Source organism: Actinoallomurus sp. CA-142502 (assembly GCF_050936355.1).
In the GTDB taxonomy this organism is placed as follows: domain Bacteria; phylum Actinomycetota; class Actinomycetes; order Streptosporangiales; family Streptosporangiaceae; genus Actinoallomurus; species Actinoallomurus iriomotensis.
Genome location: NZ_JBNJMY010000001.1, coordinates 5,308,908 through 5,333,004, shown reverse-complemented (window position 1 = coordinate 5,333,004; position 24,097 = coordinate 5,308,908). Strand labels below are relative to the sequence as shown.

Annotated in this window: 19 protein-coding genes, 1 tRNA gene and 1 pseudogene; 9 read left to right on the top strand and 12 right to left on the bottom strand. The window is 72.4% G+C overall.

Features of this window, described 5'->3' with window-relative positions:
- Positions 1-68 precede the first annotated feature (68 nt).
- The gene (locus tag ACQEV1_RS25400) at positions 69-707 is read left to right on the top strand and encodes a hypothetical protein (RefSeq protein ID WP_285624825.1); all 639 of its coding nucleotides are present in this window, start codon (positions 69-71) and stop codon (positions 705-707) included.
- 146 nt (positions 708-853) lie between these two features.
- Here the strand turns inward: ACQEV1_RS25400 and ACQEV1_RS25395 are convergent.
- The 4 genes from ACQEV1_RS25395 to ACQEV1_RS25380 all read right to left on the bottom strand — a co-directional run bounded on the left by ACQEV1_RS25395 (position 854) and on the right by ACQEV1_RS25380 (position 4,311).
- A tRNA-Sec gene (locus tag ACQEV1_RS25395) sits at positions 854-949 on the bottom strand.
- 14 nt (positions 950-963) lie between these two features.
- On the bottom strand, positions 964-1,656 hold the full coding sequence (locus ACQEV1_RS25390; RefSeq protein WP_285624827.1) for a YidC/Oxa1 family membrane protein insertase: 693 nt from the start codon (positions 1,654-1,656) through the stop codon (positions 964-966).
- 199 nt (positions 1,657-1,855) lie between these two features.
- A complete protein-coding gene (locus tag ACQEV1_RS25385; protein WP_285624829.1) occupies positions 1,856-2,149 on the bottom strand; it encodes a DUF6412 domain-containing protein in 294 nt (97 codons plus the stop codon).
- Positions 2,150-2,520: 371 nt separating this feature from the next.
- A complete protein-coding gene (locus tag ACQEV1_RS25380; protein WP_433396536.1) occupies positions 2,521-4,311 on the bottom strand; it encodes an AMP-dependent synthetase/ligase in 1,791 nt (596 codons plus the stop codon).
- Positions 4,312-4,430: 119 nt separating this feature from the next.
- Here ACQEV1_RS25380 and selD point away from each other — a divergent pair, with 119 nt between their 5' ends.
- The 3 genes from selD (at position 4,431) to ACQEV1_RS25365 (ending at position 7,908) form a co-directional block, all read left to right on the top strand.
- Entirely contained in the window at positions 4,431-5,417 is a 987-nt protein-coding gene (gene selD, locus ACQEV1_RS25375) for a selenide, water dikinase SelD (protein WP_433396534.1), read from the top strand.
- Positions 5,418-5,479: 62 nt separating this feature from the next.
- Positions 5,480-6,967, top strand: coding sequence for a peptide MFS transporter (locus ACQEV1_RS25370; RefSeq protein ID WP_433396532.1), 1,488 nt, complete (start codon positions 5,480-5,482; stop codon positions 6,965-6,967).
- Between the two features lie 182 nt (positions 6,968-7,149).
- Complete coding sequence (locus tag ACQEV1_RS25365) at positions 7,150-7,908, top strand: LppU/SCO3897 family protein (RefSeq protein ID WP_285624840.1); 759 nt, start codon at positions 7,150-7,152, stop codon at positions 7,906-7,908.
- On the opposite strand, the gene nrfD is transcribed toward ACQEV1_RS25365, so the two are convergent.
- From nrfD to fdh, 3 genes are read right to left on the bottom strand one after another with little or no spacing between them, the layout of a single operon-like run.
- A complete protein-coding gene (gene nrfD, locus ACQEV1_RS25360; RefSeq protein ID WP_433396530.1) occupies positions 7,895-8,833 on the bottom strand; it encodes an NrfD/PsrC family molybdoenzyme membrane anchor subunit in 939 nt (312 codons plus the stop codon). The two genes, ACQEV1_RS25365 and nrfD, sit on opposite strands and share 14 nt — an antisense overlap.
- Positions 8,833-9,672: a 4Fe-4S dicluster domain-containing protein gene (locus tag ACQEV1_RS25355; protein WP_285583385.1), complete on the bottom strand. Its 840-nt coding sequence runs from the start codon at positions 9,670-9,672 to the stop codon at positions 8,833-8,835. Before ACQEV1_RS25355 ends, nrfD begins: the two co-directional genes overlap by 1 nt.
- Position 9,673: 1 nt before the next feature.
- On the bottom strand, positions 9,674-12,886 hold the full coding sequence (gene fdh / locus ACQEV1_RS25350; RefSeq protein ID WP_433396528.1) for a formate dehydrogenase: 3,213 nt from the start codon (positions 12,884-12,886) through the stop codon (positions 9,674-9,676).
- A 74-nt stretch (positions 12,887-12,960) separates the two neighbouring features.
- Here fdh and fdhD point away from each other — a divergent pair, with 74 nt between their 5' ends.
- Together fdhD and ACQEV1_RS25340 are read left to right on the top strand one after the other, a co-directional pair.
- Entirely contained in the window at positions 12,961-13,776 is an 816-nt protein-coding gene (fdhD, locus tag ACQEV1_RS25345; protein ID WP_433396526.1) for a formate dehydrogenase accessory sulfurtransferase FdhD, read from the top strand.
- A 75-nt stretch (positions 13,777-13,851) separates the two neighbouring features.
- Positions 13,852-14,802, top strand: a complete 951-nt coding sequence (locus ACQEV1_RS25340) for an alpha/beta fold hydrolase (protein ID WP_433396524.1) — start codon at positions 13,852-13,854, stop codon at positions 14,800-14,802.
- Between the two features lie 173 nt (positions 14,803-14,975).
- Here the strand turns inward: ACQEV1_RS25340 and menC are convergent, their stop codons facing one another.
- Together menC and ACQEV1_RS25330 are read right to left on the bottom strand one after the other, a co-directional pair.
- The gene (gene menC, locus ACQEV1_RS25335; RefSeq protein ID WP_433396522.1) at positions 14,976-16,082 is read right to left on the bottom strand and encodes an o-succinylbenzoate synthase; all 1,107 of its coding nucleotides are present in this window, start codon (positions 16,080-16,082) and stop codon (positions 14,976-14,978) included.
- Positions 16,083-16,856 carry a hypothetical protein gene (locus ACQEV1_RS25330; protein ID WP_433396520.1) on the bottom strand — a complete coding sequence of 258 codons (774 nt, stop codon included), beginning with the start codon at positions 16,854-16,856 and terminating at the stop codon, positions 16,083-16,085. It abuts the gene before it with no gap.
- Between the two features lie 66 nt (positions 16,857-16,922).
- On the opposite strand from ACQEV1_RS25330, the gene ACQEV1_RS25325 reads away from it, so the two are divergent.
- Positions 16,923-18,050: a M20/M25/M40 family metallo-hydrolase gene (locus ACQEV1_RS25325; RefSeq protein ID WP_433396518.1), complete on the top strand. Its 1,128-nt coding sequence runs from the start codon at positions 16,923-16,925 to the stop codon at positions 18,048-18,050.
- Between the two features lie 12 nt (positions 18,051-18,062).
- Here ACQEV1_RS25325 and ACQEV1_RS25320 read toward each other — a convergent pair whose 3' ends face one another.
- Positions 18,063-19,481 carry a PLP-dependent aminotransferase family protein gene (locus tag ACQEV1_RS25320; protein WP_285624860.1) on the bottom strand — a complete coding sequence of 473 codons (1,419 nt, stop codon included), beginning with the start codon at positions 19,479-19,481 and terminating at the stop codon, positions 18,063-18,065.
- A gap of 87 nt (positions 19,482-19,568) precedes the next feature.
- Here ACQEV1_RS25320 and ACQEV1_RS25315 point away from each other — a divergent pair.
- Positions 19,569-20,142: pseudogene (locus ACQEV1_RS25315) on the top strand (YczE/YyaS/YitT family protein); the annotation flags it as partial.
- Positions 20,143-20,158: 16 nt separating this feature from the next.
- On the opposite strand, the gene ACQEV1_RS25310 reads toward ACQEV1_RS25315, so the two are convergent.
- Positions 20,159-21,634 (bottom strand): MFS transporter, encoded by a 1,476-nt coding sequence (locus tag ACQEV1_RS25310; RefSeq protein WP_433396516.1) that lies wholly within the window; start codon positions 21,632-21,634, stop codon positions 20,159-20,161.
- A gap of 192 nt (positions 21,635-21,826) precedes the next feature.
- On the opposite strand from ACQEV1_RS25310, the gene ACQEV1_RS25305 reads away from it, so the two are divergent.
- On the top strand, positions 21,827-23,635 hold the full coding sequence (locus tag ACQEV1_RS25305; protein ID WP_285624869.1) for a glycoside hydrolase family 15 protein: 1,809 nt from the start codon (positions 21,827-21,829) through the stop codon (positions 23,633-23,635).
- Between the two features lie 40 nt (positions 23,636-23,675).
- Here ACQEV1_RS25305 and ACQEV1_RS25300 read toward each other — a convergent pair whose 3' ends face one another.
- Positions 23,676-24,062 carry a winged helix-turn-helix transcriptional regulator gene (locus ACQEV1_RS25300; RefSeq protein WP_433396514.1) on the bottom strand — a complete coding sequence of 129 codons (387 nt, stop codon included), beginning with the start codon at positions 24,060-24,062 and terminating at the stop codon, positions 23,676-23,678.
- Between the last annotated feature and the right edge of the window lie 35 nt (positions 24,063-24,097).

Here is a 24,097-nt window from a genome sequence, read left to right as displayed (position 1 = left end):
ATCCCGATTCAAGGCATTACACCGCGCCAGGATGCTCGGCGCACGGGCCTTGCCAGGCGCTGGGGGCGATGCGTCCGGAGGTGCGGGACGCGCAGTTGTCCCTGATCATCAGTCGTCAGCAGGACGGCGGGCTCGGGTCCGACCCGGTCGCCTATGACATCGGCGAGGGGCTGTCCGCCGTCCTCGTCGTCAAAGCCGAGTCACGTCGGCGCGGCGGCTCGCACGAGGCGATGACGGTGGCCCAGCATGCCGCGGCCCAGTGGGGCGCCGACCCCGGTGCGCTCTGGCAGCGCGCACTGGCGAACATGCGTCAGGACAAGCTCAACATCCGGGCGTTCGACACCAACGTCGGCGTCAAAATGCACGTCGTGAACGGCACCGGCTGGCCCGCTGTCGGCCAAGCGCTGCGCGTCGAGGAGGTGCTGGGCACCTCGCTGCCGAACGGCGCGATCGTCACCCTGCCCACCAACAACTCCTTCATCGCCCTGCCGATCCAGTCGCGCCAGGCGCTGAACATGATCCCGTTCCTCGTGCAGACGAGCCGGCAACTGATGAAGGGCGATCCGGCGCCGATGAGCGACGGCGTGTTCTGGTACTCCCGCGGCCGCTTGGAGTCGATGGGCGTCACCCTGAAGAGCGACCAGGACTTCGGTATGAGGTTCTCCGGCACGTTCAAGCAGATGCTGGACTCCCTCCCGCAGAGCTGACGGACGCCCGAGACGGAAACGGGCCGCCGGCAGCGCTGGCGAGCAGCTCACGGCGCGCGTCGTCGACGTGCCGAACCGCTCGGCGACCTTGCCGGGCCTTGTCCGCGCCGCGGCATCTCCCCTGGTCAGTGCGGCACTAGAGAAGGTGGCGGAGGCGTACGGGAATCGAACCCGCCCACGACGCCGAGCGCCGTGCAGTGGTTTTGAAGACCATGGGGGCCACCAGGCACCCTCCCGCCTCCGCCCGTGAGCCTACTCAGGTACCCGCGGGTGTGCGCCAGAGGATGGCGCGTTCGGCCGCGGTCCAGAGGGTCGTGGTGAGGACGTACAGGCCGGCGGCCAGGGGAACGTACGCGGCGACCAGCAGGGTGCCGTACGGAAGGACGCGCGTCACCCGGCCGAGGGGGCCCGGCGGTGTCGGCGCCTGCCGGGACGTCCACCAGGCCACGACGGCGAGCAGCGCGAACAGGCCCAGGAAGACCAGGCCGTGCGGGCCGAAGGCTCCGGCGGACAGGAGCCAGCGCGCGCCCAGGGGCGTGCCGAGCAGCGTGTGGGCCAGCAGCAGGTTCGCGTGCCCGCCCACGGCCGGGGACAGGAAGATGCGGTAGACGACGGCGAAGACCGGCATCTGCAGCAGCGACGGGCCGATCCCGGCCCACATCGAGGTGCCTTCGGCGCGGTAGAGGGCGCCGATCTCCTGATGCGCGCGGACCGGGTCGGCGCGGTGACGTTCGCGAAGCTTTTTGACCTGCGGTTCCAGGCGCAGGCGCGCCTGGTTGGCCCGGGCCTGCCGGACGCTCAGCGGCAGGAGCGCCAGGCGGACGCAGGCGGTGAACGCGATGACGGCGACGGCGGCGCTGAGGCCGCCCGTGAGCGGTTCCAGCAGGGACATGAGGCCGGTGACGAGGTGGTACGCGACGCCGACGGCGGCGTCGAACAGTGCGAACATGCGGTGAGGAGACCCTTCGGCTCGAACTCCTGAGAGGACAGGCGGAAGGGCCGCACCCGCGCGGCGGCCACGGGGCCCGGCGGACGGTGGAGGCCAGGGGCCCCACCCGCTCGGCGGGGCGTCTCCCCGCGGAGCGGAATGAACCGGTCAGGCGACGACACGGCGAGCCCGCCGCGCGGCGGGCTCGGGAGAACCGGCGCTAACGATGTGCGGCCCGGGTACGGGCCGACGGCGCTCGGGGACGTGGGCGGCCCGCGGCGTTGGGGTCGCACAGCCGGACGATGGCGGTACGGCGGGCACGCGAGCGCATCGCCGGCGACGGCCCGGCCCCCTCCGCGGCGAACCGCACTGCGGGACGGCGCGCGGCGAGCAGCACCAGCCCGGCAACGGCGAGAGCCGCCGCGGCGAGCAGAACCCCGGACGGCGTGAGCGCGTCGGCGACGTCCCAGCCCGCGACCAGCACGGTGACGGCGACGGCCAAGATCCGGGTCATGCCCTACAGACGCTCACCGCCTCACACCGGTTCCCCGGAACCTCCGGAATCTCCGGTAAGACGAGCAATCCACCGAACGGCACCTTGGCCGGGCCCGACAGAATTCCGGCGACAGGCCAACGACCGAAGGACACGAAAGGAATGGCCGGTCACCGTCGGCGGGACGGCGAGAACCAGCCGGCGCGGGAGACCCGGCATGTCCTCGAAGCCGAATGACGGACCCCGCGCCATCCGGCGTCCGGGTTCCCCAGGGGACGCCGGGCCCTCTGCGTCGGTTCGTGTCAGTCGTCCTGCTGGTGAGGCGGGCGTCCGTCGACGCTGAGCGTCATCGGTTCCCTGCGCCGCCCGGCGAGCGACCCATCGGCAGGCGGTCAGGCGTCGTACAGGGTCGCGAACGTGTCGGCGTACTTGGCGTGGATCACCCGGCGCTTCAGCTTCAGCGTCGGTGTCAGCTCCTCGCTCTCCGCCGTCCACTCGTCCGGCAGCAGGCGCCAGCGTTTGACCTGTTGTACGCGGGCCAGTCGGCCGTTGGCCGCCTCGACGGCGTGGGCGATCTCCTCCAGGACCAGCGGATGGGACGCCAGGGCCGCCAGGTCTCCCTCGACGCCGCGCGCCGCGGCCCACGCCGGTGCGACCTCGCCGTCCAGGGTCAGCACGGCCACCACGTAGCGCCGCCCGTCACCGTACGCCAGGGCCTGGCCGACCAGGGGGTGTTCCTTCAGCAGGTTCTCGATGAGCGACGGGGCGATGTTCTCCCCACCCGCCGTGATGATGATCTCCTTCTTGCGGTCGACGACCTTCAGGAAGCCGTCGTCGTCGAGTTCGCCGAGGTCGCCGGTGTGCACCCAGCCGTCGGCGTCCAGCAGGTCGTCCGAGGGCCGGTTGAGGTAGCCGGGCGTGCAGATGGTGCCGCGGATGAGGATCTCACCGTCGTCGGCGATCCGGATCTCGATGCCCGGCATCGCCCGCCCCACCGTGCCGAGCTTGAAGGAGTCCGGCCGGTTCGCGGTGGCCGCGCCGGTCGTCTCCGTCATCCCGTACACGTCGAGGATGCGCAGGCCCAGGCCGGCGAAGAAGCGCGCCACGTCGATCGGCAGCGGCGCGGCGGCGCTCAGCGTCTGCCGTACGCGGTCCAGGCCGATCAGGGCGCGCATCGGCGCGAGCACGGTCTCGTCGGCCCGCTGGAACGCCTCCAGCACGGCCGGGGTCGTCTCCCGCCCGTACTCGCACGACTCGACGTACGCCCGTCCGGCGTCCATCGCGGCGGTGACGGCGGCGCGCCGGGAGTCGTCCTGCTCCGCGGCGAGGACGGCCTGGATGGCGGCCATCATCTTCTCCCACACGCGGGGCACGCCGAAGAAGCCGTGCGGGCGCGCCCGGGCCAGCGTGGCCGCGAGTCCGCCCGGGTCGGGGCAGAAGTAGACGTGCGTGCCGCGGACGACCGGCAGGTAGATGCTGATCACCCGGTCGGCGATGTGGGCGAACGGCAGGTAGGAGACACCGACGCTGCCCGCCGGGAGCTCGGACGTCATGTCCGACACGCAGCACTCGTACAGCGCCATGCGGTGCGTGACGATGACGCCCTTGGGGCGGCCGGTCGTCCCCGAGGTGTAGAGCACGGTCAGCGTGGAGTCCGGCGTGAGGTCGCGCCAGCGTTCGACGCCGGGCTCCCCCATGCGCAGGAACTTCTCCCACGACATGTACGGATCGCCGGACGGGCAGTCCTCCAGCACGATCACCGCCCGCAGGTCCGGCAGCCGGGACAGGACCGGCGCCCAGCGCTCGACCTGGGACGGGCCGTCCAGGACGGCGTACCGGGCGTCACAGTCGCCGACAACGTACGCGATCTGCTCGGGTGCCAGCGTCGCGTACAGGGTGGTCGGGACGCCTCCCGCGTGCACGACGCCGAGGTCGGCCAGGACGTGCTCGGTGCGGTTGGGCATCATCAGCGCGACCGTGCCGCCCGGCTCCAGGCCGAGCGCGGTGAACGCCGCGGCGATCCGCAGCACCCGATCCCGGGCCTCGGACCAGGTCAGAGTCTCCTCACCCTGGGTGAAGGCGGGGGCGTCCGGATGCCGCGTCGCCGTCTCCAGCAGCGCGTCGGCGATCGTGGCACCCGCGATCATCTTCTCGACCTCGGCCCGCTCCTCCAGCACGCCCATCACACGCCTCCGGTGTCAGTGCTCGCTTACAGGGCAGCATCGCACCATGGAGAACTCCGCTCGGACAAGGGTTACGGCAGGATGAGTTCCGTCGCGGAACACCGACGCGGAGGGGCCTCATGAAGTATCGGCTCACGCAGTACGCCCACGGCGGCGGCTGCGCCTGCAAGATCCCGCCGGGCGAGCTCGAGTCGGTCGTGGCCGGGCTCATCGAGGCCCCTCGCCCGGACGACCTGGTCATCGGCCTCGACGACGGCGACGACGCGGCCGTCGTGCGGATCGAGGAGGACAACGCCGTGGTCGCCACGGCCGACTTCTTCACGCCCGTCGTCGACGACCCGTACGACTGGGGGCGGATCGCCGCGGCCAACGCCCTCTCGGACGTGTACGCCGTCGGCGGCCGTCCACTGGTCGGCGTGAACCTCCTGGGCTGGCCGCGCGACACGCTGCCGATGGAACTCGCACGCGAGGTCCTGCGCGGCGGGCTCGACGTGGCGCGCGAGGCGCGCTGCCACGTCGCGGGCGGGCACAGCGTGGACGACCCGGAGCCGAAGTACGGCATGGCCGTGACCGGCCTCGCCGACCCGGCGCGGCTGCTCCGCCTGGACGCCGGACGCCCGGGCATGCCGCTCTGCCTGACCAAGCCGCTGGGCATCGGCGTGCTGAACACGCGGCACAAGACGACCGGCGAGGTCTTCCCCCAGGCCGTCGCGGCGATGACGACCCTCAACGCGGGCGCCTCACGGGTCGCGCTGGACCGCGGTCACGCCTGCGCCACCGACGTCACCGGCTTCGGCCTGCTCGGCCACCTGTACAAGATGGCGCGGGCGAGCGGGGTCACCGCGGTGATCGACTCGTCCGCCGTCGACTACCTCGACGGCGCGCGCGAGGCGGTACGGGACGGTTTCGTCTCCGGTGGCACGCGACGCAACCTCTCCTGGGTGAGCCCGCACACCGACTTCGGCGGCGTCGCGGAGGAGGACCGGCTGCTGCTGGCCGACGCGCAGACCTCCGGAGGTCTCCTCGTCGCCGGAGAGATCCCGGGCGCCCCGGTCGTCGGCGAGCTCATCGGGCGCGAAAGCCACACCGTGATCGTTCGCGAGTAGATCGCCGAGGGTACGAAGCAGGCACACTCTCATGGCCGCTGCGGAGATTCGGGGGAGACCGCATGGCCGCATCGGCGACCGACGCATGCCGCGAACGCCGCTTCCTGGGGCATCCGCGGGGGCTCGCCACCCTGTTCCTGACCGAGATGTGGGAGCGCTTCAGCTTCTACGGCATGCGCAGCATCCTCGTGCTGTTCCTCGCGGCCCCCGCGGCCGAGCACGGCCTCGGCCTCGCGGATGGCACGGCCAAGGCGCTGGCCGGCGTGTACTCGGCCATGGTCTACCTGGTCACGCTGCCCGGCGGCTGGATCGCCGACCGGATGCTCGGGCCGCGCCCGTCCGTCCTGTACGGCGGCGTGATCATCATGCTGGGGCACATCGCCATGTCGATGCCCGGCGGCGCCGGGTTCGTCTACCTCGGGCTCACCCTGATCATCGCCGGCACCGGGCTGCTCAAGCCGAACATCGCCACGCTCGTCGGCCACCTGTACGGCGAGGACGAGGACGCCCGCCGGGACGCCGGGTTCTCCATCTTCTACATGGGCATCAACCTCGGCGCGTTCCTCGCACCGCTGGTCGTGGGCACGCTCGGGCAGAAGGTGTCCTGGCACCTCGGTTTCGGCGTCGCCGCGGTCGGCATGGCGCTGGGCCTGGCCCAGTACGTCCTCGGCCGCCGGCACCTGCCCGGCGGGCGGCCGTCCCGCCGGCTCGACGACCGGGAGCGCCGCCACCTGCACACGGCCGTCCTCGCCGGCTCCGCCGCCGTCGCCGCGATCGTCCTCCTCGGCGCGGCCACCGGCACGCTCACGCTCGACAACATCACCTGGGCGGTCGCCGTCGTCCCGCTCGGCGTCGCCGTGGCCTACTTCGCGTTCATGTTCTTCGGCAGCCACGAGATCACCTCGGAGGAGCGCGCCCGGCTGCGCGCCTACGTCTGGCTCTTCGCCGCGGCGTCGGTGTTCTGGATGGTCTACGACCAGGCCGCCACGGAACTCACGACGTTCGCGCAGCACAAGACCGACCTCTCCGTGGCCGGCTGGGACGTGCCGTCGAGCTGGCTGCAGGCGATCAACCCCATCATGGTGATCGTGCTCGCCCCGGCGTTCGCCGCCCTGTGGGTACGGACGGGCGACCGGCTGAGCACTCCCCTGAAGTTCACCGCCGCGATGGTGCTCGTCGGCCTGTCCTTCGTGGTCATGATGTTCGCCGCGGCCAAGGCCTCTCACGGCGTCCGGGTCTCCGCGCTGTGGCTCGTCGTCACGTACCTCATCCAGACCACCGGTGAGCTGTGCCTGAGCCCGGTCGGGCTGTCGGTGACGACCAAGCTCGCGCCGCGGGCGTTCGCCAGCCAGATGATCGGCCTGTGGTACCTCGCCATCGCCGTGGGCGACGCCGTCGGCGGCCAGATGACCCGGCTGGCCGGCACCGTACTGTCCGAACCGGCCTACTTTCTTACCCTGGCGCTTCTCGCGCTCGTGACCGGCGCCGCCCTCGCGGCCGGAATCCGGCCGTTGCGCGCCCTGATGGCCGAGCACCCCGCGAGCGGCTGACCCGCACCGACACGCCCGCACCCCCTCTGTCTCAGTGATGACCGAATTCGGTCATCAGAGCGTTTCGCCGGGATCCAAACGGTAAACACCACCGTCGAAGGTAAAAGAGCAATTTGCGCAGTGGGGCGAGTCCTAGTTGGGTAAGAGGACACGTTTTACGGGGAAAGAAGGGGCGGCCGTTCGTGCATGAGCAACCCGAGGGCTACGGCCAGCAGCCACAGGGACAGGGGCCTGGCGGCTATCCTTCGCAGCCTCCGCCCTACCCGGGCGGACAACCGGGACAGCAGCCTCCGTACGGGCAGCAACCGCCGTACGGCCAGCAGCCCTCGTACGGCCAGCAGCCTCCTTACGGCGCGCAGCAGCCTCCCGGCGGTCCTCCGCCCTGGGGCCAGCCCGGCGCCGGCGGGTTCGGGCCGCAGGACCCGATGGGTCCCGGCGGCTGGGGACCGCTTCCGCCTCCCGGACCGCCCGGCAAGAGCAACTCCGGGCCGATCGTCGTCGTCGCGATCGTGGCGGCGCTGGTGCTGCTGGGCGGCGGCGGCGCGATCATCTGGGCGCTGAGCAGCGACGACGGCAAGAAGCCCGTCAACCCGGTGGCAGCCAGCACGCAGCCGACCGCGGCTCCGAGCTACACACCGCCGAACGACGTGCCGAGCACCCTCCCGACACCGTCCGACTCCGCCACGCCGTCGGGCTCGCCCACGGTGGACGAGTCGATGTTCGTCCAGGCCGGTGACTGCGTACGGATCGCGGGCAAGGCACCGGACCTGAAGATGTTCAAGACCGACTGCGACTCGGCGCCGTACAAGGTGCTCAAGCGGTTCTCCGGCACGTCGGACAAGAACAAGTGCAGGAGCGTCTCGGGTTACACGACGGCGTTCTGGGCCAAGAGCAAGAAGTACACCTTCCTCAGCTACGTGCTCTGCCTCAAGCGCCAGTAGCCCGGCGGGCCCGCTGGGGCACCACGGTGTACTTGGGGTCCTCGGCCGAGGCGAGCCCGGCGTAGAAGACGCCGAACCGCGTGCACAGCGCGCCTCCGGTGAGGGCGAGCCCGGACACCACCGCGGCGGTACGGCTGCGGCCGGCGACGAGCGTGCCGGCCGCGCCCGCCGCCGTGAGCCCGCGGCCGAGACGCAGCAGCGTGCCCGCGCGCCCCGTCCGGTACGGCTCGGAGATGAGTTCGGCCTGCTCGCGCATTCCCGCGCCCTTCTCCAGGGTGCCGGCCGCGGCGAGCTCCAGGCCCGCGCCCAGCAGGGCCATCCGTCGCGCCGGCCCGGCCTGCCCGCGCGGGACGGCGGCCATCCCGACGGCGCCCGCGCTCGCGAGCGCGCTGCCCGCGAACAGCAGCGGGAGGTGACGGTACCCCTCGTGCCAGGCCGGAACGGCCGTGTCGGCCATCAGCACACCGGTGTAGGTGGCCAGTACGGGGCCGGTCAGCGCGGCGCCCGCGCCGGCGGCCCGGCCGAGCCACGGCGCGATCCCGGTCACCCCGGAGGCGGCCGACAGGCCGGTGAGACCTCCGTGCGTGGCCAGCACCCACGACCCGACGCTCATCGGCGAGGTCGGCTTGAACACCCGCAGCATGTTCAGGAACCGCTCCGGTCGCCCCAGCTCGGCGATGAGCAGCGCCGAGCCCGCGGCCGCGGCCGTCGCGGCGGTGACCCGGCCGGTGAGCGAGAGCCGCCCGCGCCCGGTCGCGTCGGCCATCGCCGCCATCGCCGCCGCGGCTCCCGACAGCCCGCCGAAGTAGAGGTAGCCGGGCAGGTGGGGCGCCTGCCAGCGCGGCCGTTTCAGCACCGGCCGCCCGTAGTAGGACCCGAACTCCGCGCGCGGCACCATCGACCGCTCGCCCCCGCGGTTCGGCATCAGCGCCTCCCGAGAAAGGACACGGCGACGCAGCCGGCCAGGGCCGCCGCGGCGCCCCCGGCCCACTTCCACATCGCGGGCAGGTCGCGCGTGGTCACCACCGGGTCCGGCGGCAGGCCGTAGGTCTCCGGCTCGTCCAGCAGCAGGAAGAACGCGCCGTCGCCGCCGACGCCGTCGTTCTCGTCCTCGCCGTAGAGGCGCGCCTCCGCGACGCCCTCCGCGTGCAGCTCGTCGAGGCGGGCACGGGCGCGTTCGCGCAGCTCGTCCAGTGGCCCGTACTGGATCGAGTCGGTCGGGCAGGCCTTGGCGCACGCGGGCTCCATGCCGTCGCCGATCCGGTCGTAGCACATCGTGCACTTCCAGGCGCGGCCGTCGCCCTCACGCCGGTCGATCACGCCGTACGGGCAGGCCGACACGCAGTAGGCGCAGCCGTTGCAGACGTCCTGCTGCACGACGACGGTGGCGAACTCGGTGCGGAACAGCGCGCCGGTCGGGCACACGTCGAGGCACGCGGCGTGCGTGCAGTGCTTGCACACGTCCGAGGCCATGAGCCAGCGGGTGCCGCCGTCGCCGTCGCCGACCTCGCGGGGCCGGGACTGCTCGATGAACGCCACGTGCCGCCACGTGCTCGCGCCGAGCTGGCCGGTGTTGTCATACGACATGCCGGTCAGCGCGAACCCATCGTCGGGGATGGCGTTCCACTCCTTGCACGCCACCTCGCACGCCTTGCACCCGATGCACACCGACGTGTCGGTGAAGAACCCGGCGCGCGCCGGCGGGTCGGCGTACCCCGCGTCCTCGGCGACGTCGTGCAGCGGCCCGTACAGGCTGTCGCTCATCTCAGTCCTCCGGGATTCCCGCCTGGCGGCGGTAGCGGCGTACGAGGGCACCGAGCGCGGCGCCCTGGGGACGGCGGCCGGGGCGGATGTCGCAGGTCGCGGCCTTGCTCTCCTGAATGTGGGTGTTCGCGTCGAGCACGATGGGCAGCAGGTCGTTGGCCGAGTCGCCCCGCACGACGCCGGAGGTACCCCAGTGGTAGGGCAGCCCGACCTGGTGGACGGTGCGGCCCTGGATCCGCAGCGGCGACATCCGCTCGGTGACCAGCACCCGCGCCTCGATCGCGGTCCGCGCGGTGACGATCGTGGCCCAGCCGCCGTTGGTGAGCCCGCGCTCGGCCGCCAGGGCCGGGGACACCTCGCAGAACATCTCCGGCTGCAGCTCGGACAGGTACGGCAGGAAGCGGCTCATGCCGCCCGCCGTGTGGTGCTCGGTGAGCCGGTACGTCGTGAAGGCGTACGGGTACACCGTGCTGCCGGCGGGGTGGTAGCGGTTGCCGCGCCGCGGATACAGCTGCCGGGCCGGGTTGTCCTGCTGGGCGTAGAGCGGGTTCGCGACCGGCGACTCCTGCGGCTCGTAGTGGGTCGGCAGCGGCCCGTCGACGAGTCCCTTGGGCACGAACAGCCACGCCTTGCCGTCGGTCTGCATGATGAACGGGTCGGTCCCGGCGATGGCGTCCTGCGCCGTCGCCCCCTCCGGAGGCTCGTACGACGGCGGCTTGGTCTTCTCGAAGTCCGGCACGTCGTGGCCGGTCCACTGCTCGCCGTCCCACCAGACGTAGGCCTTGCGCTCGCTCCACGGGCGGCCCTCGGGGTCGGCGGAGGCGCGGTTGTACAGGATGCGGCGGTTCGCCGGCCAGGCCCAGCCCCACTCGGGCGCCACCCACGACTGCTCCGGGCCCGGCCTGCGGCGCGCGGTCTGGTTGACGCCGCCGGTGTAGCAGCCGGAGTAGATCCAGCAGCCGGAGGAGGTCGAGCCGTCGTCCTTCAGCGCGGTGAAGCCGGAGAGCGGCCTGCCGTCGCCGTCGTATCCGTTGATCTCGGCCAGCACGGCCTCGGCGGACGGGTCGTCGTGCGGCCCCTCGACCGGATAGTCCCAGGTCAGCTCCTGGATCGGCCGGTCGTTCCGATCCGTTGAACCGGCCAGCCGCTCACGTACGCGCAGGCCCAGGTGGTAGATGAACCACAGGTCGCTGCGCGCGTCGCCCGGCGGGTCCAGCGCCTTGTGGTGCCACTGGAGCAGACGCTGGGTGTTGGTGAACGTGCCGTCCTTCTCGGTGTGCGCCGCGGCGGGCAGGAAGAACACCTCGGTGGCGATCTGCTCCGGGCTGGTCTCGCCGGCGGCGATCTCCGGGGAGTTCTTCCAGAACTCCGCGCTCTCGATGAGGTTCAGGTCGCGCACCACGAGCCACTCGGTCGCGGCGAGGCCCTGCCGCTGGAGCCGCCCGCCCGCCGACCCGACGGCCGGGTTCTCCCCCATGAGGAAGTAGCCCTTGACCTTGCCGGCGATCTGGTCCAGCACCGTGTGGTAGGTGCCGTGGTCGCCGGTCAGGCGCGGCAGGTAGTCGAAGCAGAAGTCGTTGTCCGCGGTGGCGGCGTCGCCCCACCAGGCCTTGAGCAGGCTGACCATGTAGGCACGCTTGTTGCCCCAGAAGCCGGTGTCTCCGGCCGCGCGTTCGAGGTAGGTGTCGAGGTCTTCGTGCTCGTGGGCGTACGGCATCGGCAGGTAGCCCGGCAGCAGGTTGAACAGTGTCGGGATGTCGGTGGAGCCCTGGATGCTCGCGTGCCCGCGCAGCGCGAGGATGCCGCCGCCCGGCCGGCCGATGTTGCCCAGCAGCAGCTGCAGGATCGCGGCCGTGCGGATGTACTGGGCGCCGACCGTGTGCTGGGTCCAGCCGACGCTGTAGACGAACGCGGTCGTCCGGTCGCGGCCGGAGTTCGCCACGATGGCGTCGGCGAGCTCGGCGAACCGCTCCGGGCCGATGCCGCACATCTCCTCGACCAGCTCGGGTGTGTACCGCGCGAAGTGCCGCTTGAGGATCTGGTAGACGCAGCGCGGGTGCTCCAGCGTCTCGTCGCGGCGCGGGGCGTGCCCGGTCTGCGACGGCGTCGCCTCGAACGTCGCGCCCGGCCCGTGTTCGTGGGACCGGTCGTCGTCGGTCTTCGCCTCGTCCCGCGCACCGGCCGCGGCCTGAGCGTCGCCGTTCTGGTACGCCCAGCTCGTCGGGTCGTACTCCCGTTTTTCGGCGTCGTAGCCGGAGAACAGGCCGTCGAGGTCCTCGGTGTCGCGGAAGTCCTCGCCCACGATCGACGCTGCGTTGGTGTAGTTGAGGACGTACTCCCGGAAGTCGTGGCCGCCGCTCAGCACATGGTTGACCAGCGCGCCGAGCAGCACGATGTCACTGCCGGCCCGGATGGGCAGGTGGCGATGCGCCACCGCGCTGGTGCGGGTGAACCGCGGATCGACGTGGAAGACCTTCGCGCCGCGCGCCTTGGCCTCCATCACCCACTGGAACCCGACCGGGTGGCACTCGGCCATGTTCGAGCCCTGGATGACGATGCAGTCGGCGTTCGCCAGGTCCTGCTGGAACGTCGTGGCGCCGCCGCGCCCGAAACTGGTCCCCAGACCGGGGACGGTGGCGGAGTGTCAAATACGGGCCTGGTTCTCGATCTGGATCGCGCCGAGCGCGCTCCAGAGCTTCTTGATGAGGTAGTTCTCCTCGTTGTCGAGCGTGGCGCCGCCGAGGCTGGCGATGCCCATCGTGCGGCGGACGGGCTTGCCCTCGTAGGTGTCCTCCCAGCCGCTCCGCCGCGCGTCGACCACCCGGTCGGCGATCATGTCCATCGCCTCGTCGAGGTCGAGCGACTCCCACTCGGTGCCGTGGGGACGCCGGTAGAGGACCTTCGTCTGGCGGCCCGGGGAGGTGACGAGCTGCTTGCTGGCCGACCCCTTGGGGCAGAGCCGTCCGCGCGAGATCGGGGAGTTCGGGTCACCCTCGATCTGGATGACCTTCTCGTCCTTGACGTAGACCTTCTGCCCGCATCCGACCGCGCAGTAGGGACACACGGATTCGACGACCCGGTCGGCCTGGCCCGTCCGCGCCCGGAGCGCGTCGGTGTCCTTCGACCGCGCGGCCTTGCCACGCCCCAGCCGGTCGGAACCGGTGAGCTGGCGGAGTACCGGCCAATACTCGATGCCCACCCGCTTATTGAACATCCTTTATGGGGGATCTTGCCACCACCCCCGCCCACGACCGTGTTCTCACCGCTCAACGGGGTAGCGTCGGGCGCATGGGCCGAGTGACGGTGCGGCGGCGGATCGCGCACATCGACGAGCGGGGCGCGCGCGGGCGGCCCGACACGCTGGTGGTCGAGGAGCCGTTGGAGATCCGGCTGGCCGGGCGCCCGCTGTCGGTGACGATGCGCACCCCCGGTGACGACTTCGACCTGGTCGCCGGGTTCCTGCACGGCGAGGGCGTGGTGCGGTCCGCCGACGACATCCGGGCGATGCGCTACTGCGCCGACACCGACACGATGAACGTCATCGACGTCACGCTCGCCGAGGGTGTCGAGCCGCCGGAGGTCTCGGTCGACCGGTCGTTCCTCATGACCAGCGCGTGCGGGGTGTGCGGCAAGACGAGCATCGACTCGATCCGGCAGCGGTCGCGGTACGACGTGAGCGCGGACCCGGCGCGGCTGGCCCCGGAGACGCTGGCGCGGCTGCCCGAAACGCTCCGCGACGCGCAGCGGGTCTTCGACCGCACCGGCGGGCTGCACGCGGCCGGGCTGTTCGACGCCGAGGGCACGCTGCTGGCGATGCGTGAGGACGTCGGGCGGCACAACGCCGTCGACAAGGTGGTCGGGTGGGCGCTGAAGGACAAGCGGGTGCCGCTGACCGGGCACGTCCTGCTCGTCAGCGGGCGCGCCTCGTTCGAGCTGACGCAGAAGGCGCTGCTCGCGGGCGTGCCGGCGCTGGCCGCCGTGTCGGCGCCCTCCTCGCTCGCGGCCGACCTCGCCGAAGAGGCCGGGATGACCCTCGTCGGCTTCCTACGCGGCGCGTCGATGAACGTCTACGCCGGCGCGGACCGGATCGAACCTGGCCCTTGACCCGATGGTGCCGGACCGGCATATATTGGACGCCGTGTCCAATGAGCGGAAGCGAACGAGCGAGCGGAGTGGGCGGTGAGGGACGAGCCACCCGCGGAGCGAGTGAGGAGCGGACGCGACCAAGGGACACGTGCCGATGCTCAGGCCGCGGAGCACTCGCGGCGGATCCAGGGGGACGGCGTCGATCTGGCCGTCCACGAACGTGGCCGGGGTCCTGCGGTCCTCCTCGTGCACGGCTTTCCGGACACCCACGCGGTCTGGGACGGGGTCGCCGAGCGGCTGGCGGCACGGTTCCGGGTGATCACCTATGACGTACGCGGCGCGGGCGCCTCGTCGCGGCCCCGGCAGCGCGACGCGTACCGGTTCGAGCACCTCGTCGCGGACATGCGGGCGGTGCTCGACGCGGTGAGCCCGGGCGCGCCCGTGCACCTGGCCGGCCACGACTGGGGGGCGATCCAGTCGTGGGAGGCGGTCTGCGCGATGCCGGAGCGGTTCGCCTCGTTCACCTCGATCTCGGGCCCGTGCCTCGACCACGCCGCGCGCTGGATGCGCGCGGGCCTGCGCCGGCCCTCAGGCGTACGGGCGGTCGCCCGGCAGCTCGCGCACTCGTGGTACATCGCCGCGTTCCAGACCCCGGTCGTGCCCGAGCTGGTCTGGCGGCACATGCTCGCCCGCCGCTGGGCGAGCCTGCTCGAACGCACCGAGGGCGTGGCGGTCCGCACGCACCCGGCGCCGACGCTCGCCGAGGACGCCGCCGCCGGGGTGAACCTCTACCGCGCCAACATGCTCGGCCGCCGCCGCGCCCCGGGCGAGCGGCGTACGACCGTGCCGACCCAGGTCGTGGTCGCGACGGGGGACGCGTTCGTGACTCCGGCGCTGGCCGCCGAGGCCGCCCGCCCGTTCGCCGAGCGGCTCCAGGTGCGCCCGGTCCGCGCTCCGCACTGGGTGCCGCTGACCCAGCCCGGCGAGATCGCCCGCCTGATCGCCGAGCACATCGCCCAGGCCGGCACGAGTGCCGCGCGCTGACCGGGTTGCTTGCGGAGCGGCACGCTGGACACCTCGCACAAGAACGCCAGGTCCGGGTCGTACTGACCGCTTCGCGCTCGGCACCGTTCCGCCACGGTCACGCGCGCCCGGCCGGTCTGCCCGTACCCCGCGGACGCGCGCCACGCCGGCACGCGCCGGGCAGGGGTCCGGGCTCAGACGGTCAGGGTCGCCGAGGCGAGACGGCGGACGAGCGGCTCGTCGATCTCGTGGCCCAGGCCGGGCGTCTCCGGCACCGGCACTCGTCCCTCCGTCGCGCGAATCGGGGGTTCCACCACGTCGTGGGCGTAGTACTTGTCCGAGCCGGACACGTCGCTGGGCAGCGTGAACCCGGGCAGCGCGGCGATCGCCACGTTGGCCGCACGGCCCACGCCGAACTCGTGCATGCCCCCGCACCACACGCGCCAGCCCGCCTCGACGGCGCGGTCGTGCGCGATGCCCGCCACGGTCAGGCCGCCCATCCGCGAGACCTTGATGTTGAGGACGCGTCCCGCGCCGAGCCCCAGTGCCGTGTCGAGCTGGTCCAGGTCGTCCACGGACTCGTCGAGACAGACCGGCGTCTCCAGACGCGCCTGGAGACGGGCGTGCGCGGCCAGGGCGCCCGGCGCGTACGGTTGCTCGATCATGGTCAGGCCGAAGCGGTCGAGCGCGGTGAAGACCTCGGACTGGTCCTCGCCGTAGGCGCCGTTGGCGTCCACGTGCAGCGGCAGGCCGGGATGGGCCGCACGCACGGCGCGCACGGGCTCGACGTCCCAGCCGGGCGCGATCTTGAGCTTGATCCGGCGGTAGCCCTCCGCGGCGTACCGGCCCACCTGGACGAGCAGATCGTCGATCGTCGGTTCGATGCCCAGGCTCACGCCCGCCTCGATGGCCCGGCGGTCGCCGCCGAGCGCGCGGGCGAGCGGCGTGCCGGCCGCCCGCGACCACAGGTCCCAGCAGGCGATGTCCAGGCCGGCCTTGGCGAAGTGGTGGCCGCGGACCCGCTTCCAGAGCGCGCGGACCTGGGCCGGGTGGTCCCAGTCGGCGCCGCGCAGGGCCGGCGCGAGGTACCGCTGGAGCGTCAGCCAGCAGATGTCGACCGTCTCCGAGCAGTAGTACGGGTCGCTGGGCGAGGCGATCTCGCCCCAGCCGACGGCGCCGTCCGCGTCGGCGACGCGGACGAGGATGTGCTCGAGGTGGGTCTTGCGGTGGGAACTCGTCTGGAAGGCGTGGACGAGCGGCAGGCTCAGCCGGAACGCCTCGACCGTGGTCACGCGCGGCACTCAGCTCTCCTCGCGGCTCGGGCGGAAACGGTAGACGGCCGTGTGACCGTCGCAGACACTGCAGGAGATCGCCTGCAGCCCCTCCCCGGTCAGCCGGGTCAGGGCGTCGGCGACGTCGTCCCGCAGGTGGTACGCCGCGGCCCGGTCGCGGGCGACCAGGCCGTCCCAGTCGCGCGGCATGCCGACCAGCACGTCACCGCCGGCCTCCCGGCGGGTCTCGCCCCAGCCGACGTGCGGCGGGCGCGGCAGGTCACGCGAGGCGTCCGCCAGCAGGTCCCACTCGACGATCAGCCGGTCGGTGCGCATGCCGGGATCGCGGCCGGAGTCCTCGACGCCGTACAGGTCGCGGGTGAACCAGCGGCCCGTGGCGCCGAGCACGTCGAAGTTGAAATGGGCGTTGTGCGTGCGCACCGGGTCGAAGGCCCAGCGCATGACGGTCACACCGGTGGACAGGACGTAGTCCCGCTGGCTGAACTTGAGCGTACGGCCGATGCCCCGGCCCTGCCAGCCGGGCAGCACCGCCGCGACCTGCGAGTAGTGGTAGACCGTCGTGGTGTCCGAGCCGAGGAAGCCGTACGTGAAGCCGACGAGGTCCTCCCCGGCGAAGGCGCCGATCACCGAGCCGGCGTTGCGCGAGAGCGCGGCGAGCAGCCGTGGGCTGACCGCCGGGTCGGTGGCGGACAGTGCGAACGCGGTGCGGTAGACCTCCACGCCCGCGCGCATCTCGGCGGCGGTGGTGAGAGGTCGCACGGTGATCGGCGGGGAGAGTGTCAAAATCTTCTCTTCTACGGCAAATGACGATCAGTACGGCGATTTCACGGCAAGTTTAGTATCAAATCCATGGACAACGACCTGGCGCGACGCCTGACCGCGGCGGCGACCGACCTGCTCCCCTTCGGCCGGGAACGGCTGCGCGCGTACGCGCTCGCCGAGTCGCCGTCCGGTGACGCCGAGGCGCTCGCCCGATGCGCCGACCTGATCGAGGCCGGGCAGCGGGAGGCGGGCGGCCGCGTCTACCGCGACGACGGCCACCTCGTCACCGACTTCGGCCCGCAGGACGGCCCGCATCTGCTCCTGGTCGGCCACTACGACACGGTCTGGCCGGTCGGGCGGCTGGCGACCATGCCGTACACCGACGACGGGGCGACCATCGCCGGGCCGGGCACTCTGGACATGAAGAGCGGCCTGGTCGCGGTGGAGATGGCGATGCGCGCGCTGGAGACGGCGGGCGCGGCGCCGGCGCGGCGGGTGCGCCTGGTCACCGTCTCCGACGAGGAGGTGGGCAGCCCGCGCGGCCGCACGGTGGTGGAACGCCATCTCGACGGGGCGGTGGCCGTGCTCGGCCTGGAGTCGCCGCACCCGGACGGCGCGCTGAAGAGCGCGCGCCGCGGGAGCACCCGTGTCCTGCTGAGCGTTCGCGGGCGTGAGGCGCACGCGGCGCTCGACCCCGGCAAGGGGATCTCCGCCATCGACGAGCTGCTGGACCAAGTGGCGGCGGCGCGCGCGGCGGTGCCCGACGACGGCACGACCCTGTTCAACGTCGGGCGGATCGAGGGCGGCAGCCGGGCCAACGTCGTCGCCGGGAGCGCCTCGGCCGAGATCGGGCTCCGGTTCGCCTCCGCCGAGGCCGAACGTCGGGTGCTCGACGCGCTGACCGGAGCCCGGGCGCGCCGGCCGGGCGCCGTCGTGACGGCCACGGTGCTGTCGAGCCGCCCGACCTGGCCCGAACGCGACGAGAACCCGCTGCTGGAGAGCGTCACGCGGATCGGGGCGGCGCTGGGTCAGCGGATCACCGGCCGCCCGGCGGCGGGCGCGGGCGACACGAACCTGCCGGGCTCGCTCGGCCTGCCCACGCTCGACGGCTTCGGCCCGCGCGGCCGGGGCGCCCACGCGGAGGACGAGTCGATCGCGGTGCCCGCGCTCGCCGAACGCGCGGCCCTGCTCGCCGCGATCATCGCCGGGCTGTAGCCGCGACGCGTTCTACACGTAGGCGGGCCGGGGCGGCTGGGCGACGGCCGCGCCGCTCCGGGCGGCGGCCAGGCGGGTGACGGCCTCGCGCAGCTCCTGCGGCGGCAGGACGTACGGCACGCGCAGGTGGTCGTCCAGGATCCCGTCCACCCCGAAGGCGGTGCCCGGGACGATGTGCAGGCCGTGGGGCGCGGCCGCCGCGGCGAGGGCCGTGCTCGAGATGCCCGGCAGCCGGACCCACAGCGACAGGCCGCCCGGCGGGACGGTGAACGCCCAATCCGGCAGTTCCTCGCGCAGCGCGGCGACCAGGGCCTCACGCCGCTCCCGCAGAACCGCGCGGCGGGCCGCGACGATCGGCTCGACGCGGCCGAGCAGCTCGGTGACGATGAGCTGTTCGAGTACGGGGCTGGCCAGGTCGACCGCGTCGCGCGCCTCGGCGAGCCGCCGCACCAGCGCCTGCCCGGCGCGGATCCAGCCGATCCGCAGGCCGCCCCACATCAGCTTGGACACCGAGCCGATGCTGATCACGCGGCCGTCGGTGTCGTGCGCGGCGAGCGGCCTCGGGCGTGGCACGTCGTCGACGGCGAGTTCGGTGAAGGTCTCGTCGCTCACCACGTACGCGCCCGTGGCGCGGGCGGTGGCCACGAGCGCCGCGCGGTCGTCGTCGCCCATGAGGCGGCCGGTGGGGTTCTGGAAGTCGGGGATCAGGTACGCCAGCCGGGCCGCGCCCTGCCGCATGCCGCCGGCGATCAGCTCCAGGTCCCAGCCCGCGTTGACGCCGGCGGGCACGAGCCGGGCACGGGCGAGGCGGAGCGCGTCGAGCGCGTGCGGATACGTCGGCGACTCGACGAGGACGGCGTCGCCGGGCCGTACGAAGGTCTGCAGCACCAGATACAGGGCGTGCTGCCCGCCGGTGGTCACGAGGATCTGCTCGGGCAGGGTCGGGACCCCGCGCGCGGTGTACCGCTCGGCGATCGCCCGGCGCAGGACGGCCAGACCCAGCGGCTCGTACCCGGGTCCGCCGGTGTGGCGTGGCAGTTCCGCGACGGCGGCGGCGACGCACTCGTCGAAGCCGGGCGGCGCGGCGGGCGCCACGCAGGCGAGGTCGATGAGCGTGCGGTCCTCGGCGAACGCGTGACGGGCGGACGGGGGCGTGCCGTTCGGCAGCGCGGTCCAGCTCCCGGCGCCCTGGCGGCTCTCGACGTACCCGTCCGCGCGCAGCGCGTCGTAGGCCGAGGTGACCGTCGTGCGGCTCACGCCGAGGGCGGCGGCCAGGTCGCGCTCGGCGGGCAGCCGCGTGCGCAGCGGCAGGCGGCCGTCGAGCACGAGGCCGCGCAGCGCGGCGGCGATCGCGGCGTAGTACGGCCGCTCCGGGGGCGGTCCGCCGAGGAGCCGCGCGAGGTTGGCCGCGTTGATGGACCTGGTCGACATAAGGCCACTTTTCCTGATTGGCCCTTATCTTTCAAGCCACTCTTCTGTCGTAATGGCCTCGGCGCGCACAGACGAAGGGGAACCCACGTGCTCATCCGCAGATTGGCCCAGCTGTACGTCGGATTGGCCCTGTACGGCCTCGGCATCGCCCTGCAGGTCGCCTCGCGGCTGGGCAACGACCCCTGGGACACGCTCCACCAGGGCCTCGCGCGTCAGACCGGCCTGTCGATCGGCACCTGGATCATCATCGCCGGCGCGCTGGTCATGCTGCTGTGGATCCCGCTACGGCAGCGTCCCGGGCTCGGCACGATCAGCAACGTCGTCCTCATCGGCGTGTTCGCCGACCTGTTCCTCTGGCTGCTGCCCGACCCGCACGGCCTTCCGCTGCGCTCGGCGTACCTGGTCGCGGCCATCCTCGTCGGCGGCTTCGCGACCGGCTGCTACATCGGGGCGGGCCTGGGTCCGGGCCCGCGCGACGGGCTGATGACCGGTCTCGCGGCGCGCGGCCACTCCGTACGGGTCGTGCGCACCGGCATCGAGGTGAGCGTACTGGTGCTCGGCTGGGCCCTCGGCGGCACCGTCGGGGCAGGCACGCTGCTGTACGCCGTGGCGATCGGCCCGCTCACCCAGCTCTTCCTGCCACGGCTGACGGTCGGGCGATCCCCCGCGGCGGCGACTCAGCCGCCGGGATCGAGCCGGTCGCTCGGGCGGCGTACCGACGACAGGGGCGCGGCGACGTCCTCCAGCGAGGCGCGCTCGGCCCGTACGCCCCAGAACGCCGCCACCACCCCGGCGGCGCCCATCACCCCGGAGGCGACCAGGTAGGCGACGAACAGGCGGGTCCGGTCCGGATGCGCCTGCTCGCCGATCAGCGAGCCGAGGATCGCCGGGCCGAACGAGCCGAACACCTGGGCGATCGCGAAGAACAGGGCGATCGCCTGGGCGCGCAGCTCCATCGGGAAGATCTCGCTGACCGTCAGATAGCCCGAACTGGCCGCCGCCGACGCGATGAAGAAGATCACCGACCACATCACGGTCTGGGTGAAGGCGGTCAGCAGGCCGCGTTCGAACAGGTAACCGCTGACGGCCATCAGCGCGCCCGCGACGAGGTACGTGCCGGAGATCATCTGCCGGCGGCCGATCGTGTCGAACAGCCGGCCGATGAGCAGCGGACCCAGCAGGTTGCCCACGGCGAACGCGAAGAAGTACTTGGGCACGTCGTGGTCGGCGACGCCGTAGAAGTGCTTGAGCACCAGCCCGTACGTGAAGAAGATCGCGTTGTAGAGGAGCGACTGGCTGATCATCAGGGTCGCGCCGAGCACCGAGCGCTTGGGGTAGTCGCGGAACAGCGTCCGCGCCACCAGCGTGAATGGCACCTGCTCGCGCGCTCGCACCTCGATGTAGCGGCTCTCGTCGACCGGGGGCAGGCGCCCCCCGGACGCCGCGACCTCGCGTTCGATCCCCGCCAGCGTACGCTCCGCCTCGCGGGCGCGGCCGTGCATGAGCTGCCAGCGCGGGCTCTCCGGCAGCGTGCGGCGCAGGCCCCAGATGGCGACGCCGATCAGCGGTCCGATGAGGAACCCGATGCGCCAGCCGACGTCCGGCGGCAGCAGGCGGGGGTTGAGCAGCACGTACTCGCCGAGCGAGGCGAGGATCGCGCCGAACCAGTAGGTGCCGCTGACGGCGAGGTCGACCCGGCCGCGGTACCGCGCGGGGATGAGCTCGTCGATCGCGGAGTGGATCGCGGCGTACTCCCCGCCGATCCCGGCCCCGGCCGCGAACCGGAAGACCAGGAAGATCGAGTAACCGAAGGACAGCGCGGTCAGGGCGTTGGCGGCCAGGTAGAGCCCGAGCGTGACGATGAACAGCCGGCGCCGGCCGAGCCGGTCCGAGATCCGGCCGAAGACCAGCGCGCCCAGCACCTCGCCGAGCAGGAAGACCGTCCCGGCGAAGCCGACCTCGCCCGAGCTCAGCCGAAGGGTGTCCGCACGCTGGAGCACCGGCCCGACGATGCTGGCGATCTGCACCTCGAGCCCGTCCAGGATCCACGCGACGCCGAGCGCGGCGATCATCCGGGTGTGGAACCGCGACCAGGGCAGCCGGTCGATCCGGGCGGGCACCAGGCTGCGCACGGTCTCGTCGGTCCTGCCCATTCCGCCGCCCCCGATCCGGTGCCGTTCCGGCCTGCGACGAGGCGATCCACCAGAACGGCGACGGTCTGATTACTTACCGTCATCGACATAGGTAAACAGCCGGTCAGGTCGGCAGATTCGCCGGGTACGGGGCGCGGCGCCGCGTTACCGTACGCACTGGGTCGATATCAGCCACGACAAGGGGGAATCGCATTGTCTGCGCCCATCGAGGACTATGCGCTCATCGGTGATCTGTTCAGCTGTGCTCTCGTAGGGCTGGACGGTTCGATCGACTGGCTGTGCCTTCCCCGGCTCGACTCGCCCGCCTGCTTCGCCGGCCTGCTCGGCGACCCCGGCAACGGCCGTTGGCAGATCGCGCCGGTGGCCGGCGGCAAGGCGACCCGGCGGCGGTACCGGGGCGACACGCTCATCCTCGAGACCGAGTGGGAGACCCCGGAGGGCACCGTCCGCGTCGTCGACTTCATGCCCGAGCGCGGTGAGGCGGCGGACGTCGTTCGCATCATCGAGGGCGTCTCCGGGCGGGTGCCGATGCGGCTGGACCTGCGCATCCGATTCGACTACGGCCGGGCCATCCCGTGGATGCGGCGGATCGGCGACCACCTCGCCGGCATCGCCGGCCCCGACTCGGTGTGGCTGCGCAGCCCGGTCGAGCTGGAGGGCCGCGACTTCGCCCACCGCGCGACGTTCGTCGTCTGCGAGGGCGACTCGCTGCCGTTCGTGTTCACGTGGCATCCCTCGCATCTGCCGGCCCCGCGCGACGTCGACCCGTACGAGGCACTCGCCGGCACCGAACGCTTCTGGACCGAGTGGGCCGCGCAGTGCACCTACTCCGGCCCCTACCGCGACGCCGTCGTCCGCTCGCTCGCCACGCTGAAGGCGCTGACGTACGAACCGACCGGCGGCATCGTCGCGGCGGCCACGACCTCCCTGCCCGAGGCGGTCGGCGGTGTGCGCAACTGGGACTACCGCTTCTGCTGGCTGCGCGACGCCACGATGACCCTCGAAGCGCTGCTGCGCAGCGGCTACCGCGACGAGGCCAAGGCCTGGCGGTCGTGGCTGATGCGCGCGGTCGCCGGCAGCGCCGAGGACCTGCAGATCATGTACGGCGTGGCCGGCGAGCGCCGGCTGGAGGAGTACGAGCTGGACTGGCTGGCGGGCTATGAGAACTCCCGTCCGGTCCGCGTCGGCAACTCCGCGGCCAAACAGCTCCAGCTCGACGTCTACGGCGAGGTCGCCGACTCGCTGTTCCTCGCCCTCAACAGCGGCATCCAGCAGGAACGGCACGCCTGGTCGCTGCAGAGCTCGATGATGGGTTTCGTCGAGCGGCACTGGAGCGACCCGGACGAGGGGCTGTGGGAGGTCCGCGGGCCACGGCGGCACTTCGTCCACTCCAAGGTCATGACGTGGGTGGCGGTGGACCGCGCGGTCCGCATGGTGGAGAACTTCGACCGGCGCGGCCCGGTCGAGCGGTGGCGCGCGCTGCGCGACGAGATCCACCGTGAGGTCTGCGCGAAGGGCTTCGACGCCGAACGCGGCACGTTCACCCAGTCGTACGGCTCACGCGAGCTGGACGCGGCGCTGCTGCTCATCCCTCGCGTCGGCTTCCTGCCCCCGAACGACCCCCGGGTCATCGGCACGGTGGAGGCGGTGCAGCGCGAGCTGACCAGCGACGGGTTCGTCCAGCGGTACGCCACGGGCGACGACGAGCACGGCGTCGACGGCCTGCCCGGCCGCGAGGGCGCGTTCCTCGCGTGCAGCTTCTGGCTGGCGGGCGCGCTGCAGCAGATCGGCCGCGCCAAGGAGGCGCGGGACCTGTTCGAGCGGCTGCTGGACCTGCGCAACGACGTGGGCCTGCTCGCCGAGGAGTACGACCCGCGGCTGAAGCGCCAGGTCGGCAACTTCCCGCAGGCGTTCAGCCACGTGCCCCTGGTCCTTACCGCCTACGACCTCGAAGGCCACGACGGCCTGCGCGGCGCCCGCCACGCCGCCGCCCGGCCCTAGCCAGGAGCCTTGTCGCACGCGCCCCGGCCCGGCCGCCCTCTCAGGCGGTCGGCCGGGCCGCGTCGAACCGGCGGCGGGCCTCCTCTATGTGGGTCAGGTGCCGCCGGGTCCAGCCGCACATGCCGTTGACCATGGCGCGCAGCGCCTGGCCGGGCCCGGTGAGGACGTAGTCCACGCGTGGCGGCACCGTCGGGTGGACGGTTCGCTCGACCAGGCCGTCGCGTTCGAGGACCCGCAGGGTCTGCGTCAGCATCTTGTGGCTGATGCCGCCCACCTCGGCGTGCAGTTCGCCGAAGCGGAGGGTCCGCTCCCCGAGCACGTTGATGATCAGCAACGCCCACTTGTTGGCGACGTCGGCGAAGATCTCGCGTGCCAGGGAGTCGGCGCGGGTCAGGTCACCGTCGTCCGGCGATCGGGTGATGCTCACCTTGGGGTGCCTCTCTCACTGAAAAGTGCGTTCTT

What these genes read in the sequence shown, in the direction of transcription:
- ACQEV1_RS25400 (WP_285624825.1), top strand. Translation starts at nt 69, where the DNA reads ATGCGTCCGGAGGTGCGGGACGCGCAGTTGTCCCTGATCATCAGTCGT.
- ACQEV1_RS25390 (WP_285624827.1), bottom strand. Translation starts at nt 1,656, where the DNA reads ATGTTCGCACTGTTCGACGCCGCCGTCGGCGTCGCGTACCACCTCGTC.
- ACQEV1_RS25385 (WP_285624829.1), bottom strand. Translation starts at nt 2,149, where the DNA reads ATGACCCGGATCTTGGCCGTCGCCGTCACCGTGCTGGTCGCGGGCTGG.
- ACQEV1_RS25380 (WP_433396536.1), bottom strand. Translation starts at nt 4,311, where the DNA reads ATGGGCGTGCTGGAGGAGCGGGCCGAGGTCGAGAAGATGATCGCGGGT.
- selD (WP_433396534.1), top strand. Translation starts at nt 4,431, where the DNA reads ATGAAGTATCGGCTCACGCAGTACGCCCACGGCGGCGGCTGCGCCTGC.
- ACQEV1_RS25370 (WP_433396532.1), top strand. Translation starts at nt 5,480, where the DNA reads ATGGCCGCATCGGCGACCGACGCATGCCGCGAACGCCGCTTCCTGGGG.
- nrfD (WP_433396530.1), bottom strand. Translation starts at nt 8,833, where the DNA reads ATGCCGAACCGCGGGGGCGAGCGGTCGATGGTGCCGCGCGCGGAGTTC.
- ACQEV1_RS25355 (WP_285583385.1), bottom strand. Translation starts at nt 9,672, where the DNA reads ATGAGCGACAGCCTGTACGGGCCGCTGCACGACGTCGCCGAGGACGCG.
- fdhD (WP_433396526.1), top strand. Translation starts at nt 12,961, where the DNA reads ATGGGCCGAGTGACGGTGCGGCGGCGGATCGCGCACATCGACGAGCGG.
- ACQEV1_RS25325 (WP_433396518.1), top strand. Translation starts at nt 16,923, where the DNA reads ATGGACAACGACCTGGCGCGACGCCTGACCGCGGCGGCGACCGACCTG.
- ACQEV1_RS25320 (WP_285624860.1), bottom strand. Translation starts at nt 19,481, where the DNA reads ATGTCGACCAGGTCCATCAACGCGGCCAACCTCGCGCGGCTCCTCGGC.
- ACQEV1_RS25310 (WP_433396516.1), bottom strand. Translation starts at nt 21,634, where the DNA reads ATGGGCAGGACCGACGAGACCGTGCGCAGCCTGGTGCCCGCCCGGATC.